The sequence below is a fragment of the Paenibacillus gyeongsangnamensis genome, from assembly GCF_027533625.1.
Lineage (GTDB): Bacteria > Bacillota > Bacilli > Paenibacillales > NBRC-103111 > Paenibacillus_G > Paenibacillus_G gyeongsangnamensis.
The window spans coordinates 53,834-68,405 of record NZ_JAQAGZ010000002.1 but is presented as its reverse complement, the minus strand read 5'-3'; the positions used below and the strand labels follow the sequence as shown (position 1 = coordinate 68,405).

Here is a 14,572-nt window from a genome sequence, read left to right as displayed (position 1 = left end):
GGGTAGTGTAATACCCAATGGTGGCAGAGCGCATCGCTGGCAGCGATGAGGTCAGGGGGTTCGATCCCCCTAGGCTCCATAAAAAAAGTCCTCGGAACCAATAAGGTTCCGGGGATTTTTTTTATAAGCCCTCTAGGGGGAGTGGAGTGAACCCCGGGGTTCGCCCGCGGGTACGGAATGGGTGAGTTGGCTCCGAAGGAAATACATCAAGTGTAGGAGTACGGCGTCTGAATCTACCGCTGGGATCTGCTTCGGCGATTCGACTTCCCCTCAAAAAAAATTATAATGGATGGAAGCATGACTACATACCATCGATAAAATAATTCTATACGCAAATTAAATGAGGGTAAAAATGAAATGAGATTGCGTACAACATGGTTTATCTATGCCGGTATTGTATGGACATTGCTTTTTACCATAATGAGTTTTTACTGGGCTGCCGGCGGAATGATCGGGGTTAAATCATTGGGAGGAAAATATATCAATTGGCGCTGAACCGGGACCCAGGATTTATTCCAGTAGTTTGGGCAACAGGGGTTGTCAAATTAGGAGGCGTGCTTCTTTTATTATGTTTGATTAGAAGCAGAAGTTCTTGTACAAAGATAAGAAGATGGTTATCGTTTATTTGTATTTCAGCTGGAATCTTTATGATTTTGTGTGGAGTGGGAAATTTTATTACAATTTCCCTTGCAGCGATTAACGTATTGGATTTTGATTTGGATACTTATGCGATAAAATGGAGGCTCCTATTCTGGGAGCCGTTCTGGGTTATCGGTGGAAGCTTTTATGTACTAGCTGGATTTAGCAAAAAATGATAGTTTGTCCTGAGTAGCACTTTCCCCACCATAGGCTAGGACATTTGATCTGCCAATATAAACAAGTTAATCCACGACCAACATCGTGGATTTTTTATTTGGTTGAGCCCCGAAGAGGCGAACCCCGGGGTTCGCCCGCTCGCACGAAGCGTCATCGAAGGAGCATGACGTTGAATTCCAGCGCAAAAGTTTGTCCTAATCGTATGGACTTCGTCAGCAAGTTCAATCAGGAATTCTACATCCCCTTGGCTCCAAGAATACATTAAACGTAAACGACATGCCGATTTTTCTTTTATACATTTTCACGAACGGTTTCGGGGTGACCATGCTTTACGTGGGGGTTGGTGATTACCGACTAAACATCGAGCGTGTTGCTGCAAGGGTTCGAAATGGCGGTCATGACATTCCGACTGAAGACATAATTAGAAGGCATACAACTTCCATTCGAAATCTGCTTTCCCATATTGATCTCATCGATCAACTGGTTGTCATTGACAATAGCACAACTTCCGGTCAAATTGTTTTGCAAGCAGAACGCGGTGTGTGTTCTAGTCTGATTGAATCTGTTCCATCCTGGATTCACAGCATTAAGGAAAAATGGAATGAATCCTTCTAACAAGCAAGAGATGAAAACGACTATGTTTGATTAGTCGTTTTTTTTGTTTTTTTTTCGAACACTTGTTCGCTGACAATCTAGTGTCAATGCGCTTTGATATATTGTTATTAGAACTGCCATAGGAGTTGGTTAAGTGGAACAAAAACTTCACCCGAAAGTCATTCGATATTGGCAAATTAATTACGGCTTATATACGTTCAAATGGATCCTGATCAGTTGCATCCCGTTAATAATCCGGACATTTTGGTTACCTGCCTGGGGCTGGTTAACCATGATTTCCTGTCTGGCGATATCATTTTTCTTCATCAAGGGATTCACCTTCATTTGTTTCGGTGCCTATAGAAAATACTCTCGAAGAAGCTATCTCTTAGGTGACGACGAACTGATGATCCGATGGGGGAATGTCTGGTCGGATAACTCCTCCATTATTCCGCTTAGCCGGGTGCAGCATGTGGATCAAGAACAAGACATGCTTGCCAAACGGCTGGGCCTATCCGAGCTAACCATTACAACGGCAGGGGACCATCACTTTATTGTGGGACTGACTGAAGAGGACGCTGTTCGGCTGCGCAGACAAATCATAGAACTTTCTAAATTAGACAACGAGGATGCTTATTATGATTAAACGGCATCATCCAATTACCGTCATCTATAAGATATACAGTCAAATCCGGTATTCGATTATTCCTCTTGCCGCGTTTCTATATAACGAGATTCGGGCAGGAACCGGGCAACAGCCTGATTGGGTATATCTCGTAGCCACGGTTTACGGCGTTGTGACAGGTTGTTGGTCGATTCTTTCTTGGTTTAGAGAAACCTATCAGTTGGATTTCAAGGAATTGCATATTACCAAAGGTGTATTTACTGTAACACAAAGAACGATCCCGTTCATGAAAATCAATAACATAAGAATCGAGCAAAGCTGGTTGTATCGGCTGCTCGGGATCGCCAATGTTGAACTTCAAACGAGCGATTCCAATGCTGATGCCGATGCCCGCTTGGTTACATCCCAAAAGATGGCGGAGTTGCTCAAGAAATCAATAAGGCTTATCGAAAACCAAAGTGTGATCCCTTTAACCATAGAACATCATGTGACCAGAAAAGAAATTATGATGCTGTCCATGAGCTCAAATACATTCTGGCTAGGACTTCCTGTCACAATCGCTGTCATTCAACATTTGTGGAGTTGGTTATTCCCTACACCGGAAGAGGAAGAAGTCAGCTTCATGGAACTATTCAAGAAAGAGACTTGGAGCCGGATAACCTTAGATGACAGTATAGAAGTGGCACTGTATTTGGTAGCCTACTTGGGGATATGCGTAATCGTTACTTGGCTGTTCTCTATAGGGATGGCACAATTTCGTTATAAAGGTTGGCATCTCACAAGAGCTGGAGATGTGATTTCTATTCATCATGGTTGGATGGAACGTAAATCGGTACAGATTCAGGTGGAACGTATCCAATCCATTCAAATAAAGGAGCTGATGATTGGGCGTTTGTACGGATATGCCTCGGTATGCATGGATTGCGTCGGATATTCAGGGGAGCGGAGAGTCAAATTGCTGATTCCTTCCATCCATACATCGGAACTGGTCGAAGTGCTGGGTCGGTTGCTTCCCGAGTTTCAACTTCAAACTCTCGAGCGAGCTTTACACCGAAACGCGAAATTTGCTACAGCTATTCCAGTTATCTCGTTGCTAGTATTAGGTATCATTGTTGGTTGTTATTTCACCTTATTGTATTTGACAATCGTTCCGGTCCTTTACATCGTCTACAAATACATGACGTACGTCTATGTTAATACGAAATGGGAAATAGCCGTGAACTTGTTCATGTTACGCAAAGCAGGCTTCAACCAGACGACTGTGTACCTCTTGCGTGAATCCGTAGAATCCATAAGTATCAGACAATCATGGTGGCAGAGATTATTTCGTGTTTATCAGCTGGAAATGGACATCGATTCTCCTGCGAACGTACGGGAATACCGTATAGCCGGGATGACGAAACAATACTGCGACGAGATTCTAAGGTGGTATAAGAATAAGAGATATTAGTCTATTTGAGGTGGTGTTCAAATGGAGAAGGATCAAGCCGTAAGAGATTGTCTACTGAATATAATCGCCGGGTTGGAACAATGGGGGAATAAACTCGGTGAGCCGCCGGCTCTGTTGCGTCAAGGGCATATGCAGATTGTTCGCCTACTAATGTTGGAGGGAAAAGAAGCGCCCATCGATTTGCCTTCGCTGATTCAATTGTTGCAAAAACCGGCAGAAGAATGGGGGATTTCAGTAGCTGGTATCTATCCACAGGAAGCGCCGCTCTTGATTCCAGACCTGGGCCTGTCGCCAGATGCACGTGAGTTTAAATTCATGTACGATTCACCGGAAGAAGCGCAGACACAAGAAATAGTTGAGATATTGCGCTACTGCCGGGGGACAATGCCTATGTTAGAGGAGAAGTACAGGAAACTTCGAGCGTTCCTTATCACCAATCCGGTAATACCTGCATATCGTTTGATGGAGTTTGGGTTGGAGCTTAAGGATACGGAACTGATGAAATGGCTAGGTCGCTGCTTTGAAGAAATAACGGACGATTTAGAACGATATCGCATATGTCCACGATGCGGATGGACGCTGGAGTTTCGAAATAATCACTGGCAATGTGGAACCGAAGACCTTTGCGGGAAAATCGCAAGTCGCGGAGAGATTAAGAAATGGGAAACCCCGGAGCCCATGCATCGATTGCGTTACGGAATTTATCGTTACACCATGCTGCCAGGGCTGGCGGAACTTGCAGCTAAAGATTGGTTAACGAAGAAAGGTTACAAGGTTACACTTTTTCCGCAAGTAGATCGCTTCGATCTGGCTGTTGAATTGGACACGCATATCGTTTATCTGGATATGAAAGATTTTAAGCATCCCCTACATCTAGCTAACTTTTTCAATAAAATGCAACCCCACCAACTGGAGAAATATCGAGACCCACATGTATATATTGTCATTCCACAATACCGAACGAAAATATACCCCGGTTATTCAAGGCTCGTTACACAAGCACTCATGGCCCATGCGAGTCATCTGAAAGTCATAAATGAGCAGGATGTGCAGAAGCATCTGGCAGGGGGAGCAAGGAAGAGATGAGAGTATCGTATTGGACTTATTTTGAGCCGTTCCTTCCACGTCTCTTGCCGTCTGGATTGCCGCGGCAAAACATTGAAACCATTTATACTGTCGAATTGTTCGTCACGGGATGTTTGATGATCGATCCTTCCATGGATATCCGCGAGGGATATTCGATTTTATCAGGTTATGATTCTCCTATTCTTCCTAAGCATGCTCGGAAGGAAATTGCGCACCGTCTAAGAGTTTTATATAGTTCTATTCGCTCGAGGATGACATGGGACAACTTATTCGAACGATATCAAGAAGTTTCGGATGAATATAGATTATACGAAATCGACGGTAGACATTGGAGACTCCGGACTCCTGCCTTGTTCTCTGATCGCAAGAAATGGTACTCGCAAATATTAGAACAACCTGTTGCCCATCAGTCAAAAGACATACGCTTTGCTACAGCAGGCAAGTTCCACTACAACAAATATAACCAGGACCAAGAATCCATTCGTTATGGTGGAGAAATTCCATCGCTGTTGGTTAGTACGTCAACATTTCCGAGGTACAGACCGAAGGGGAAATTTACACTTCAACTCGGAGACGAACATACTTATCAGACTGAGGGGATGCGAGAAGCTTCGGCAGCATCGGAATGGAAGGAAAGGGCAGGAATTGGCCTTAAACTAAAATCACTGACAAACCCTAGTATTCGGCAGTTTGAGTATAAGGGATTACAGCATATCGTGGGGGGACTAGGATCCGGAAAATCCACATTTATGGTGTTGGAGACGGATCGATTAGTCCGAGAGGGGGCTCGTATCGGATTTATCGAGGGCAGTGTTCCCCAAGTATTAAATCGGGTTAAGGAACTTCGTTTATTGGGCATTAACGCTGTTCCTGTAATTGGAAGATCGGGCCGTCGTAAACATCAGAAAGACTATATATCAGCCCGTCGCCATCAGATTCGGGATGTAACGGATTGGGGGCAGGACTCTTATCTGGAACTCCGACATGTATCCGATTTTTGCATCATCCATGCCCTTGCCAGTGACCACGAAGATACGACAGATTATCCATGTCGTCAGTTAATACAGCAGGAGAAAAAGTGCGTATGCCCCTATGCTGCCAGTTGCGGAATCTATCGCGATTTCGCAGCCCTGATCCATGCCGAAGTATGGGTTACAACCTCAGCAAGCATATTGAAAACAAAACTACCGGTTATGCTGGACCCTTATGAAAGAACAATCTATGAAGCGATGTATGACTTGTTAGATATCATTTTCGTTGATGAAGCCGATGCGGTTCAGAAGCAATTCGACGATTCCTTTGTCTCCGAGATTGCTTTGTTTGGAAACTCCCAGCACCTCTTTGAGAAGACCTTGTTAGAATCTTTCCGTAAAACGATAGGCCATTATGGAAAGTATGCCCATGACGAGGTTGTACAAGACTGGATGGATGTCCTGAATCGCCTTGAAAGTACCATCCGTCGCGGCGTATATCGTACATTGAATTTATCACCAGAATTCGCTCAGTTTTTGTATCGGAAGCTATTACGGCTCTCTACCGAAGCTTATCGCATAAGTGGTGCTTTCGCCAAGGATGAACAAAATCGGGAGAGAATCGAACAGGAGTTACGTAACTATGCGGACCATCCACTGGAGCACCATATCTATGCAGATGTAGCGAAAATGCTGCAAGCTCGAACAATGAAGGAGCGGGAACAAGCTTTAACTGCCATTCTCCATAAGTTGGGCGGTGAGACAACCCCCATTGGAAGATTGAAGTTCCCGGTTCATTCGTTGGAATTATATCTTTGTCTTGCACTTATCGATCATGATATACAAGTGTTCATGGATCTTTATCCGCTAGTTCAAGCCAAGTTGGGGAAATTATCTGAATTCGAAGGACTTTACTCGATTCAACGTGAATTTACGGCGATTATGAAAGAAGCAATGACTGGACGTATGACCGGGTATCTGTATGAAGTAAAACCTGGAAATGAAACAGGTACTTTCAAAGCTGTTCAATATTCAAGTGTCGGTCGTCTTCTTCTTGAAGACTGGCAATCGATCTATGCTGGAATTGATGGATACGAAGGGCCTGCGGTTGTTCTGCTTTCCGGTACAAGTCTGGCTCCTGGATCGGCGCATTATCATATTGCCTCGTTACCCGGGTGGCTGTTGGAATCCAATCTGGGTGTTCCATTCATTCACCAGGAATATTATCCGGTCTATGAGCACGGAAAGGAACAGCCTATCCAAATATCCGGTGAGGTTGAGGACAGAAGAGAACGAAATCTTCGTGTGCTAACCGCCAAGTTGACGTCCAAGATTGAACAAGAGTTGATGGAGTGGCGTTACTCGGGAGCAAATCGTAAAGTGCTGTTGATTGTCAACTCTTATGAAGACGTTGCTGATGTCGGAGCCGTATTCGCATCTCATTCATCTTGGAAAAATAGATACCGCCAGTTAACGAGGGACCCGGATCCTTTTCATGAAGCCGAGTTTTCAAGAGCAGAATTAGAGCGATTTGCTAAAGAAAACGCTGATGTGCTGATCGCTCCGTTACTTGCGATAAGTCGCGGTTATAACATTCTAGATGATACGAAAGGTTCATTATTCGGATCTGTGTTTTTTATGATACGACCGTATCCGATTCCGCAGGACATGACCTATCTAATCCAACTTTTGCATGCCAAACTGCCTGATTTCATTGAACGTGCCGATTTTGAAGGCAAGCTTTATAGGCAGGCACTGGATTTAATTCGCAGCGAAAGTAATAGCTTGTTGCATCGTATGTACCGCAAGCCAGACTATTGGTCCGTACTAAATCCTGTGGAGAGAAAGACCATAGCCTGGTATACGTTTATCCCAATCTGGCAAACGATTGGAAGGCTTCTTCGCAAAGGTACACCGGCCAGAGTGTTCTACTGTGATGGTAAATTTCTAGCTCAGCCCATGCGCACGGATGTTGGGGAATCGATGTTGGATTACTGGCTGAAGATCATGATGGATCATGAATCAAATCTAGCATTTCGCAGTTTATATGGACCATTTATAGACAGTATGAAAGTCATGATGGAAAGGAATGAGGCCCATGAGTCGGACTGGTAAATTACTGCAGCTGTATGCTTTCGAGAGTGATCAAAATGCTTGGAAGAGTGAGGAGATTTATCTACTGGATATTCCATCGGTTTGGCGAGAATTTATTCTTCAATTTTATAATGGCGTAAAGCTGCCCTTTGCGATCAAGCCATTAAGTAAAAAATTGCAAAGTATATTTCCGCAGATCGTCTCGGTAAATAACCAATTTTATCTGGATGAAAACCGTCCGTGGCTCATTGCAACGCAGCCAGTCCCGGTTGGAATGATCCTATTCCTGGCTAAGGGATGGATGAACCAAATAGCAACGAGGCACGGCGTAGCTGCACCGGATGATTTGGATACGAGTACAATTGGCTGGCGAAGTGAGAAGGTGGATTCCATCGTTCATCGTGACTCAAGGTTAAAATATGAATTGCTGCCCGCCCTTGTCGCCCATCAATTTTGCTTGAGTCCGAAACAACTACTGCTAGAAAACCGGGATGAGCCAGTTGAGCTTACGTTCTCGCAGGTATATGCTATGCAAAAGGCAGAGTGCATGTCCCAACCCATACTAACCAGAGCTGGAACGTTTTCTTACGTTGTCCGATTTCGATTACAATATCGAGCTGGGGAGCCGGGACGCCTTCTTTTGATGGTTTCGGCAGGAATAAGGCGGTTTATTACAAAACCTCAGGAGACTAAGTATCTGAAGGGCGGCATCAATAGTACGTTATTGGTTTCCATGGACAATCCTCTTATCAAAGACAAGGGAATGGGATTACGTTCGTATGCGAGTCTATCCTTTCGCAGAGAAGGTGGAACTGAGCCTTATACACGTTGGTCTGAAGGGCTCGATGAATTATTTTGTGATGTTTTATGGGGCAATTCATTATCGACTGAGGATATCTTAACAAATCCAGTCAAGTATCACTCAGATGGCTCCCCTAAGATATGGGTCGTTCATAATAATCGAGTCTTTAATAATTCCCTTTATATTGAAGCGGGAATCAGTATTCAGGAGAAAATGAGATTTTACGAGATGGTAAGGGAGAATTTATCCGACTGGAGATCGCTTACGCCGTTGCCACTTGTGCCAAAGCCGAAGCGAGAAGGGACATTAAGGCGAGTGAGAGAGCAGATCTCACCTGTATACTGCGGTCACGATAAAGATTTCGTGCTTGAAGTGTGGGGACCGGACTCTCTTTATCAATGTGTCGTTGAAGCATTGAAGACTAAAAAATATAAAGGAAAGTTGCTGGTTGAACAAGTTGACGGAGAAGTTTTTAGGATGAACTCTTCCTCTGGCAACCGCATCGTTCTTGTCAAGTGCGACAGAAGGGACTATGTAGATGGCTTGGATCGCGGAGCGCTAAAAGACCTAGCGGATGAACATCGAACCAACAAAATCGTCCGAAGCATCGACCATGTTAAAGGGAGTCAGTTCATAACGTGCTCCTTGATAGAGATATTACCTAAAGACGACTGGAAAAAGCTCGGCGAAGGAACAGATCCCAAGCAAGCCGTACGCAAAGGGTTTCAATTAACGGGGAGAATCACTCAATTCGTCTATCCAGAGAAAGGTGCAAAAAAGTCTAAACGTAAGAAGGATAAACCTGAGTCAAGCTATATTCACAAAGTCTTCAACTGTATTTTGGATTTATTGGGGGATGCGGGAGTTATCGATTACAAGGCACATATGGATGTAAATGAACAACGCCCAATCATAGCCTATGATCTGGTTTCTGGTGATAAAGGAACTTATGCGTTTCTTACGAAATTTGAAGACGGTGTACTAACGGTAAAGAGCCGGGGCCTTGAGGAATGGTTGACTTTATCGGAAGCTGTGTTACAAACAGATCAATTTGATCCGTTTCCCAAAGCCCCGGATGCACAAAAGAAAGAAATAGCACGCTGGTTCGGAGAGCAGTTAAGAATGGAACGAATGAATGGCAAGGAGCCGATCGTTTTAGTTGAAGCGGAGCTTCGATATAAAGGGTTGGAGGGCATTCAAAACAACAAAATTGTCTGTGACAAGAACCCTGACTTGCCTGGATTGAAACAGGACGATCAGGGGATAACCGTTATTCGTGTCAATTCCAATGAGGATGTACCAGCTTACGGTTTTCGCCCCATGTCTTTCTCTATTGGTGTCTATTCCGATAACGAGTCAGGACTGTATTATGGTGTCGGAACCAAACCCAAGACCCAGATGAATATTGCAAAAGCCATGACCAAGTATGATAACCCAGAAACGGCTTTTCAACAACCCCGAGTTGTGGAATATATGCCATTAGGTCCGATGGATAGGCAAGATCGAGAGCGCTTGGCTTGGATGGTACATCGCTTACGTGAAGTGTGCATTACCTTGGAATCGACATCGGCACAGCCTTATCCTTTGAAAATGACGAGTACGATAAAGAAATACTTAAAATTTAAGGAGTATGAGGTTACTGAAGCAGAGGCAGAGTTTTTGGAGTTGTAAGCGGGGGTGCAAAGAATGACAATGATTAAAGAACTGATTACGAACGATGAATTCGTCGGCTTCTATTTGCTGAAAGAACTGGAATTGAAGCAAACTAACACTTCCCCTGCAAAGGATTACTTCGATTTGGTGCTGTGTGATGCCAGCGGCCAGCTACCTGCCAAGTATTGGGATGTGAAGGAAACGGAAAGAGACAACTTTTCTCCGATGACGCTTGTCAAGGTTCAAGGAATCGTTCAGTTATATCGGGAAAAACCGCAAGTTAAGATCTCCCGGATTCGCAATGTAAGGGACGAGGATGGCGTGTCTCTAACCGATTTTGTTCGAGCTGCACCAATGGGATCTACGGAATTATTAGAAGTCATAAACAAAGTCATTGAGAGTATTTCGGACCCGGTCATTCGTGATATTGTAGGCTTTTGCGTCGATAAGGTGAGAGAGAAACTGGCTCATTATCCGGCGGCCAAAATGCACCACCATGCTTACTTTGCGGGCTTGGCCTACCATATCGTTCGTATGCTAGAAATTGGTGAATTCCTATGCAAGCAGCGGTCATTCCTGAATGCAGACATGATCAAAGCCGGGATCATCCTTCATGATATAGCAAAGCCAGAGGAAATGATCGCTCATCTCGGAGTCGTGTCAGACTACAGCATCCAGGGAAAGTTGATCGGTCATATTGCAATGGCAGCTAGTTGGATTACAGAAGCCGCATTGCGGCTGGAGCTTCCGCTCGATTCGGAACAAGTGATCGGATTGCAGCATCTTATTCTTTCCCACCATAATCTCGGGGAATGGGGAAGCCCGGTACAACCGCAAACGGCGGAAGCGGTAGCTCTACATCATATCGACGCAATGGATGCTAAGCTGCAGATGGCGGAGGACGCGTTGAGAGCCACTTCGGACAAAGAGTTATGGACACAACCGATCCGAGGGCTGGAGAATAAAGCGTTGTATCGGACGCCACTCCTATGAAAATAACACGGCAAGAATTTGAGAAGATCTTTAGGAGGACAAATGCTTCCTGGTCCTACGAAGATGCTGAACTGAATGACAAAGAAAAAGAACTCCTATGGAAGCGGCTTAATGAAGAAATTACCGATGAGGAGTTCAACCGCGCCCTACTCGAGAAAAAGTCGAAGAGACCTGGAATAAAGACCAGTGGGGAGGAGACTCCATGAAAAGTAAATTCTACGTCGTAGTAAAGGGTGAAAATCCAGGAATATATAACAAATGGGATGGAGGAGCCAAACAAAACGTTGAAGGATATAAAGGGGCTGTGTATAAATCGTTCTCAACGTTAGAACTGGCAGAAATTTGGTGGAAGCAGATGTCGCCAGATCAACAAAACCCTAAGTATCATTTTGATCAAAAAGAGGTTGCCTCGGAGATTCAGCCTACTGAGGTAGAGGAAGAACAAGGGCCTTATTCCACCTACGTAATTATTGATCCTCGAACACAGATGCCCTTTTATGTTGGACAAACCCATGATATGGAACATCGAAAAACCAGCCATTTACGTGATTCTTACAAACATAGAGCCTACAAAAAGTGGATTGCAAGTATTCGGAAGGATGGCCTCGAACCGGAATTCCAGATCGTTGATACCCAGCCAACAAAAGCAGATTCCCTGCGTTCAGAAACCGAATGGGTAAAAAAGCTTGCATATCAAGGCATCCGTGTCTTGAATGGTTGGCGTGAACATAAGGAATGGATCGATTTAATCCTTAGAGAAAAAAACAGTAGCCAATAAAAGTCGCATGACTCATTCAAACAATGACTTTGTATGTTATTGAGGAAGGTGATGTTATGTTCACACCCAAATATTCAATAACGGACGCTATTGCCCGCAGACTAATGGATATACAACGCGCCAGTGTTGTAGTGGATTTGCTTCCATTGCCCGCATCTATTCTGGATTTGCTTAAGAAAGAATCAATGGAAAAGACGGTCATTCTTTCAACGAAAATTGAAGGAAACACGCTTGACGAGGCGACGAAGAGAAAAGTCTTGTACCAAACCAGCAATGACAATGAAGAGCAGGAAGTTTATAACTTAATGAAAGCTTTGGAATACCTGGATGAAGCCGAAAAAAGGCAGCTTCCGGTCACAGAGGAATTTATTAAAAAGCTGCATGCCATTATCCGAATATCGCACGGACGAAGACCGCGTAATAGCGACTATCGCGAAGAACAAAATCAAGCAGGCAGCCGCAATGCTTCCGGTTTTTATTTGCCGCCGGAATGGAAAGATGTCCCTGTATTAATGGAGGTTATGGTGGCTTGGGTGAATTCGCCGGAAACCTATTCGGTTCCGGTTCCTATTAAAGCGGGGATTTTCATGTGGCAATTTCTGACGATCCATCCGTATATGGACGGGAATGGCCGAACGGCCCGGATGATCACGACATATCTTTTACGCCGCGGCGGATATGGCTTAAAGGGGTTATTTGTACTCGAGAATTTCTATGACCGCAACTTGGCTGAATATTATCGCCGACTCCAGTTGGGTCTCCATCACAACTATTATTTTGGGCGGAATGAGGCTGACTTAACGCCCTGGTTGGAATTCTTTATTGATGGCTTGGCGGAGGTATTTCAAGAAGCCGCAGCCATCGTAACAGAGAAATCCACCCAAATGACGAAAATCGAACCCGATCTGATTCGCAAGTTAGATCCCCAGCAAAGAATGGTGTTCGCTCAATTAACCTTCAAACAAGACACCCTAACGATAAGCGAAATGAGGGACCTGCTTCGTTTGTCGGATCGTTCAATAAGGGAAAAGGTAAGTCATTGGAGAGAAGAAGGATTCATTGAGCCGCGCGACCAAGACGCCAAAAGAGTTCGTTCGGTCAAATTATCCATTGAATACGAGAAGCTGGCTCAAGACATTCGAGATGCCCCGGATAAATTTGCCCATTTTCTAAAATGAATGCAGCACTGCGATCTCCATCTGAGATACCGCAGTGCTTTTTTAATTGGCAGAACGTATATTCGCTGACAATCTATGGTCGTTGTGATCCGTCATAATGAAGGAAAGACATACGGGAGTGATTACATTGGATCAACCAATATACATAGCCATAACAGGCACACAGCACTATTTTGGGGCTGCATTTCTGAAACCGGGGCAGATTGTTCACTTAATCAAAGATCCTGATAATCCCCATGACCATGAGGCGATAAAAGTAGATATGATCCCACTAGGCAAAATCGGCTATGTCGCCAACAGTCCGCATACCGTACCGAAAGGATGCCGCAGTGCCGGGCGTATTTATGATACGTTTGAGCATCATGTTTGTGGCATGGTGCGATTTGTCGTGAAGGAAACGGCAATTGTTGAACTTACGCCGGGCCTAGAGGAAGTGTACATCATCAAAACGACTGAGGATGTTTCGTTTTCCCCCTGCCTATATAGGCAGGAAGAACTAGGAAGAATGTCGAATTTCCATTTATGATAAGGATTTACATTACATATGCCATGACAGGAGACGCGATATGTCAGATAAAGTGATACGGCTCCATAAAATGCTGCTTGCTATACAAGCTAATCCGGGAATTTCGGCCAAGGAGCTGGCGGATAAATGCGAGACCACGGATCGAACGATTTACAGAGATATGAGAATTTTGGATTTGATTGCACCAATTACGAATGAAGGTTATGGAAAAGGATACCGTTTTGTTGGGAATTTCGCCATGTACCCGCTTAATTTCACGGAGCAGGAAGCGTTGGTGTTTTCTGTCTTGCCCTCCGTGCTCGACACCAGCAAATTGCCTCCAGGATTTGAATCCGCCTATGACAAGGTGATGGCGACCCATGTAAAAGAAACCCGGAAACACTACGATACATTGGAAAATGTCGCGGATATGATTCAAAAGGGGACTCCAGCTTATCGGGAGAACCATACCAACTTCTTGCTACTCATCATGGAAGCGATCATCGCCAGCAAAACGATCAGGGCTGTTTACCATACACAAAGCCGGAATGAATTGACGGAGCGCGAAATTGATCCGTATTGCCTAGTTCCACGTGATCAACAGTTTTATCTGATCGGCTATTGTCGTGCCAAGCGGGAAATTCGCACGTTTCGGATCAGCCGTTTCCGCCATGTAGAGTTGACAGGTAATCGTTTCGATAAAGGTGATTTTAACATCGCTCATTATATGAAGCACACCTGGTCCATTGAACGCGGGGATTCCTTAATCACCTTCAAGATCAAATTTCATCCGGACGTCGTACGGTATGTGAAGGAAGAAGAATTGTTCGTGAGACCGAAGATGACCGATCTGCCGGACGGCAGCTTATTATTCGAGGTCACCGTTAACCATGAGCGGGAATTTATGAATTGGGTAGTTCAGTACGGACCTTCGGCGGAGATTTTGGAGCCTGCATTTGTGCGGGAAAAGTTTAAGGAACAGCTGCAGCGTTGGGGACAGTTGTACGGGTTGTAAGGTGCGAATGCT

At 44.6% G+C, this 14,572-nt stretch carries 12 protein-coding genes and 1 tRNA gene; all 13 read left to right on the top strand.

Going from position 1 to position 14,572, the window contains the following annotated elements; genetic code table 11:
- The first annotated feature begins 11 nt into the window (after nucleotides 1-11).
- The 13 genes from O9H85_RS03345 (at nucleotide 12) to O9H85_RS03285 (ending at nucleotide 14,560) form a co-directional block, all read left to right on the top strand.
- Nucleotides 12-79, top strand: a tRNA-Ala gene (locus O9H85_RS03345).
- Nucleotides 80-485: 406 nt separating this feature from the next.
- Entirely contained in the window at nucleotides 486-815 is a 330-nt protein-coding gene (locus O9H85_RS03340) for a hypothetical protein (RefSeq protein WP_269879882.1), read from the top strand.
- 749 nt (nucleotides 816-1,564) lie between these two features.
- Nucleotides 1,565-2,056 (top strand): PH domain-containing protein, encoded by a 492-nt coding sequence (locus tag O9H85_RS03335; RefSeq protein ID WP_269879881.1) that lies wholly within the window; start codon nucleotides 1,565-1,567, stop codon nucleotides 2,054-2,056.
- Nucleotides 2,049-3,485: a PH domain-containing protein gene (locus O9H85_RS03330; RefSeq protein WP_269879879.1), complete on the top strand. Its 1,437-nt coding sequence runs from the start codon at nucleotides 2,049-2,051 to the stop codon at nucleotides 3,483-3,485. Before O9H85_RS03335 ends, O9H85_RS03330 begins: the two co-directional genes overlap by 8 nt.
- Before the next feature lie 21 nt (nucleotides 3,486-3,506).
- The gene (locus tag O9H85_RS03325; protein ID WP_269879878.1) at nucleotides 3,507-4,571 is read left to right on the top strand and encodes a restriction endonuclease-related protein; all 1,065 of its coding nucleotides are present in this window, start codon (nucleotides 3,507-3,509) and stop codon (nucleotides 4,569-4,571) included.
- Nucleotides 4,568-7,657, top strand: a complete 3,090-nt coding sequence (locus O9H85_RS03320) for a pPIWI_RE_Z domain-containing protein (protein WP_269879877.1) — start codon at nucleotides 4,568-4,570, stop codon at nucleotides 7,655-7,657. The genes O9H85_RS03325 and O9H85_RS03320 overlap by 4 nt, the downstream gene beginning before the upstream one ends.
- Nucleotides 7,641-10,109, top strand: coding sequence for a pPIWI_RE module domain-containing protein (locus O9H85_RS03315; RefSeq protein ID WP_269879876.1), 2,469 nt, complete (start codon nucleotides 7,641-7,643; stop codon nucleotides 10,107-10,109). The genes O9H85_RS03320 and O9H85_RS03315 overlap by 17 nt, the downstream gene beginning before the upstream one ends.
- Nucleotides 10,110-10,124: 15 nt before the next feature.
- Nucleotides 10,125-11,084 carry a 3'-5' exoribonuclease YhaM family protein gene (locus O9H85_RS03310; RefSeq protein WP_269879875.1) on the top strand — a complete coding sequence of 320 codons (960 nt, stop codon included), beginning with the start codon at nucleotides 10,125-10,127 and terminating at the stop codon, nucleotides 11,082-11,084.
- Entirely contained in the window at nucleotides 11,081-11,290 is a 210-nt protein-coding gene (locus O9H85_RS03305; RefSeq protein ID WP_269879873.1) for a hypothetical protein, read from the top strand. Before O9H85_RS03310 ends, O9H85_RS03305 begins: the two co-directional genes overlap by 4 nt.
- On the top strand, nucleotides 11,287-11,862 hold the full coding sequence (locus tag O9H85_RS03300) for a ribonuclease H1 domain-containing protein (RefSeq protein WP_269879872.1): 576 nt from the start codon (nucleotides 11,287-11,289) through the stop codon (nucleotides 11,860-11,862). The genes O9H85_RS03305 and O9H85_RS03300 overlap by 4 nt, the downstream gene beginning before the upstream one ends.
- A 56-nt stretch (nucleotides 11,863-11,918) precedes the next feature.
- On the top strand, nucleotides 11,919-13,040 hold the full coding sequence (locus O9H85_RS03295) for a Fic family protein (RefSeq protein ID WP_269879871.1): 1,122 nt from the start codon (nucleotides 11,919-11,921) through the stop codon (nucleotides 13,038-13,040).
- A 127-nt stretch (nucleotides 13,041-13,167) separates the two neighbouring features.
- Nucleotides 13,168-13,566: an HIRAN domain-containing protein gene (locus O9H85_RS03290; protein WP_269879870.1), complete on the top strand. Its 399-nt coding sequence runs from the start codon at nucleotides 13,168-13,170 to the stop codon at nucleotides 13,564-13,566.
- A gap of 40 nt (nucleotides 13,567-13,606) precedes the next feature.
- A complete protein-coding gene (locus O9H85_RS03285; RefSeq protein ID WP_269879869.1) occupies nucleotides 13,607-14,560 on the top strand; it encodes a helix-turn-helix transcriptional regulator in 954 nt (317 codons plus the stop codon).
- The last annotated feature ends 12 nt before the right edge of the window (nucleotides 14,561-14,572 follow it).

Bases quoted from the DNA above. Each gene is read 5' to 3' on its own strand.
- O9H85_RS03330 (WP_269879879.1), top strand. From the start codon at position 2,049: ATGATTAAACGGCATCATCCAATTACCGTCATCTATAAGATATACAGT.
- O9H85_RS03325 (WP_269879878.1), top strand. From the start codon at position 3,507: ATGGAGAAGGATCAAGCCGTAAGAGATTGTCTACTGAATATAATCGCC.
- O9H85_RS03320 (WP_269879877.1), top strand. From the start codon at position 4,568: ATGAGAGTATCGTATTGGACTTATTTTGAGCCGTTCCTTCCACGTCTC.
- O9H85_RS03315 (WP_269879876.1), top strand. From the start codon at position 7,641: ATGAGTCGGACTGGTAAATTACTGCAGCTGTATGCTTTCGAGAGTGAT.
- O9H85_RS03310 (WP_269879875.1), top strand. From the start codon at position 10,125: ATGACAATGATTAAAGAACTGATTACGAACGATGAATTCGTCGGCTTC.
- O9H85_RS03305 (WP_269879873.1), top strand. From the start codon at position 11,081: ATGAAAATAACACGGCAAGAATTTGAGAAGATCTTTAGGAGGACAAAT.
- O9H85_RS03300 (WP_269879872.1), top strand. From the start codon at position 11,287: ATGAAAAGTAAATTCTACGTCGTAGTAAAGGGTGAAAATCCAGGAATA.
- O9H85_RS03295 (WP_269879871.1), top strand. From the start codon at position 11,919: ATGTTCACACCCAAATATTCAATAACGGACGCTATTGCCCGCAGACTA.
- O9H85_RS03285 (WP_269879869.1), top strand. From the start codon at position 13,607: ATGTCAGATAAAGTGATACGGCTCCATAAAATGCTGCTTGCTATACAA.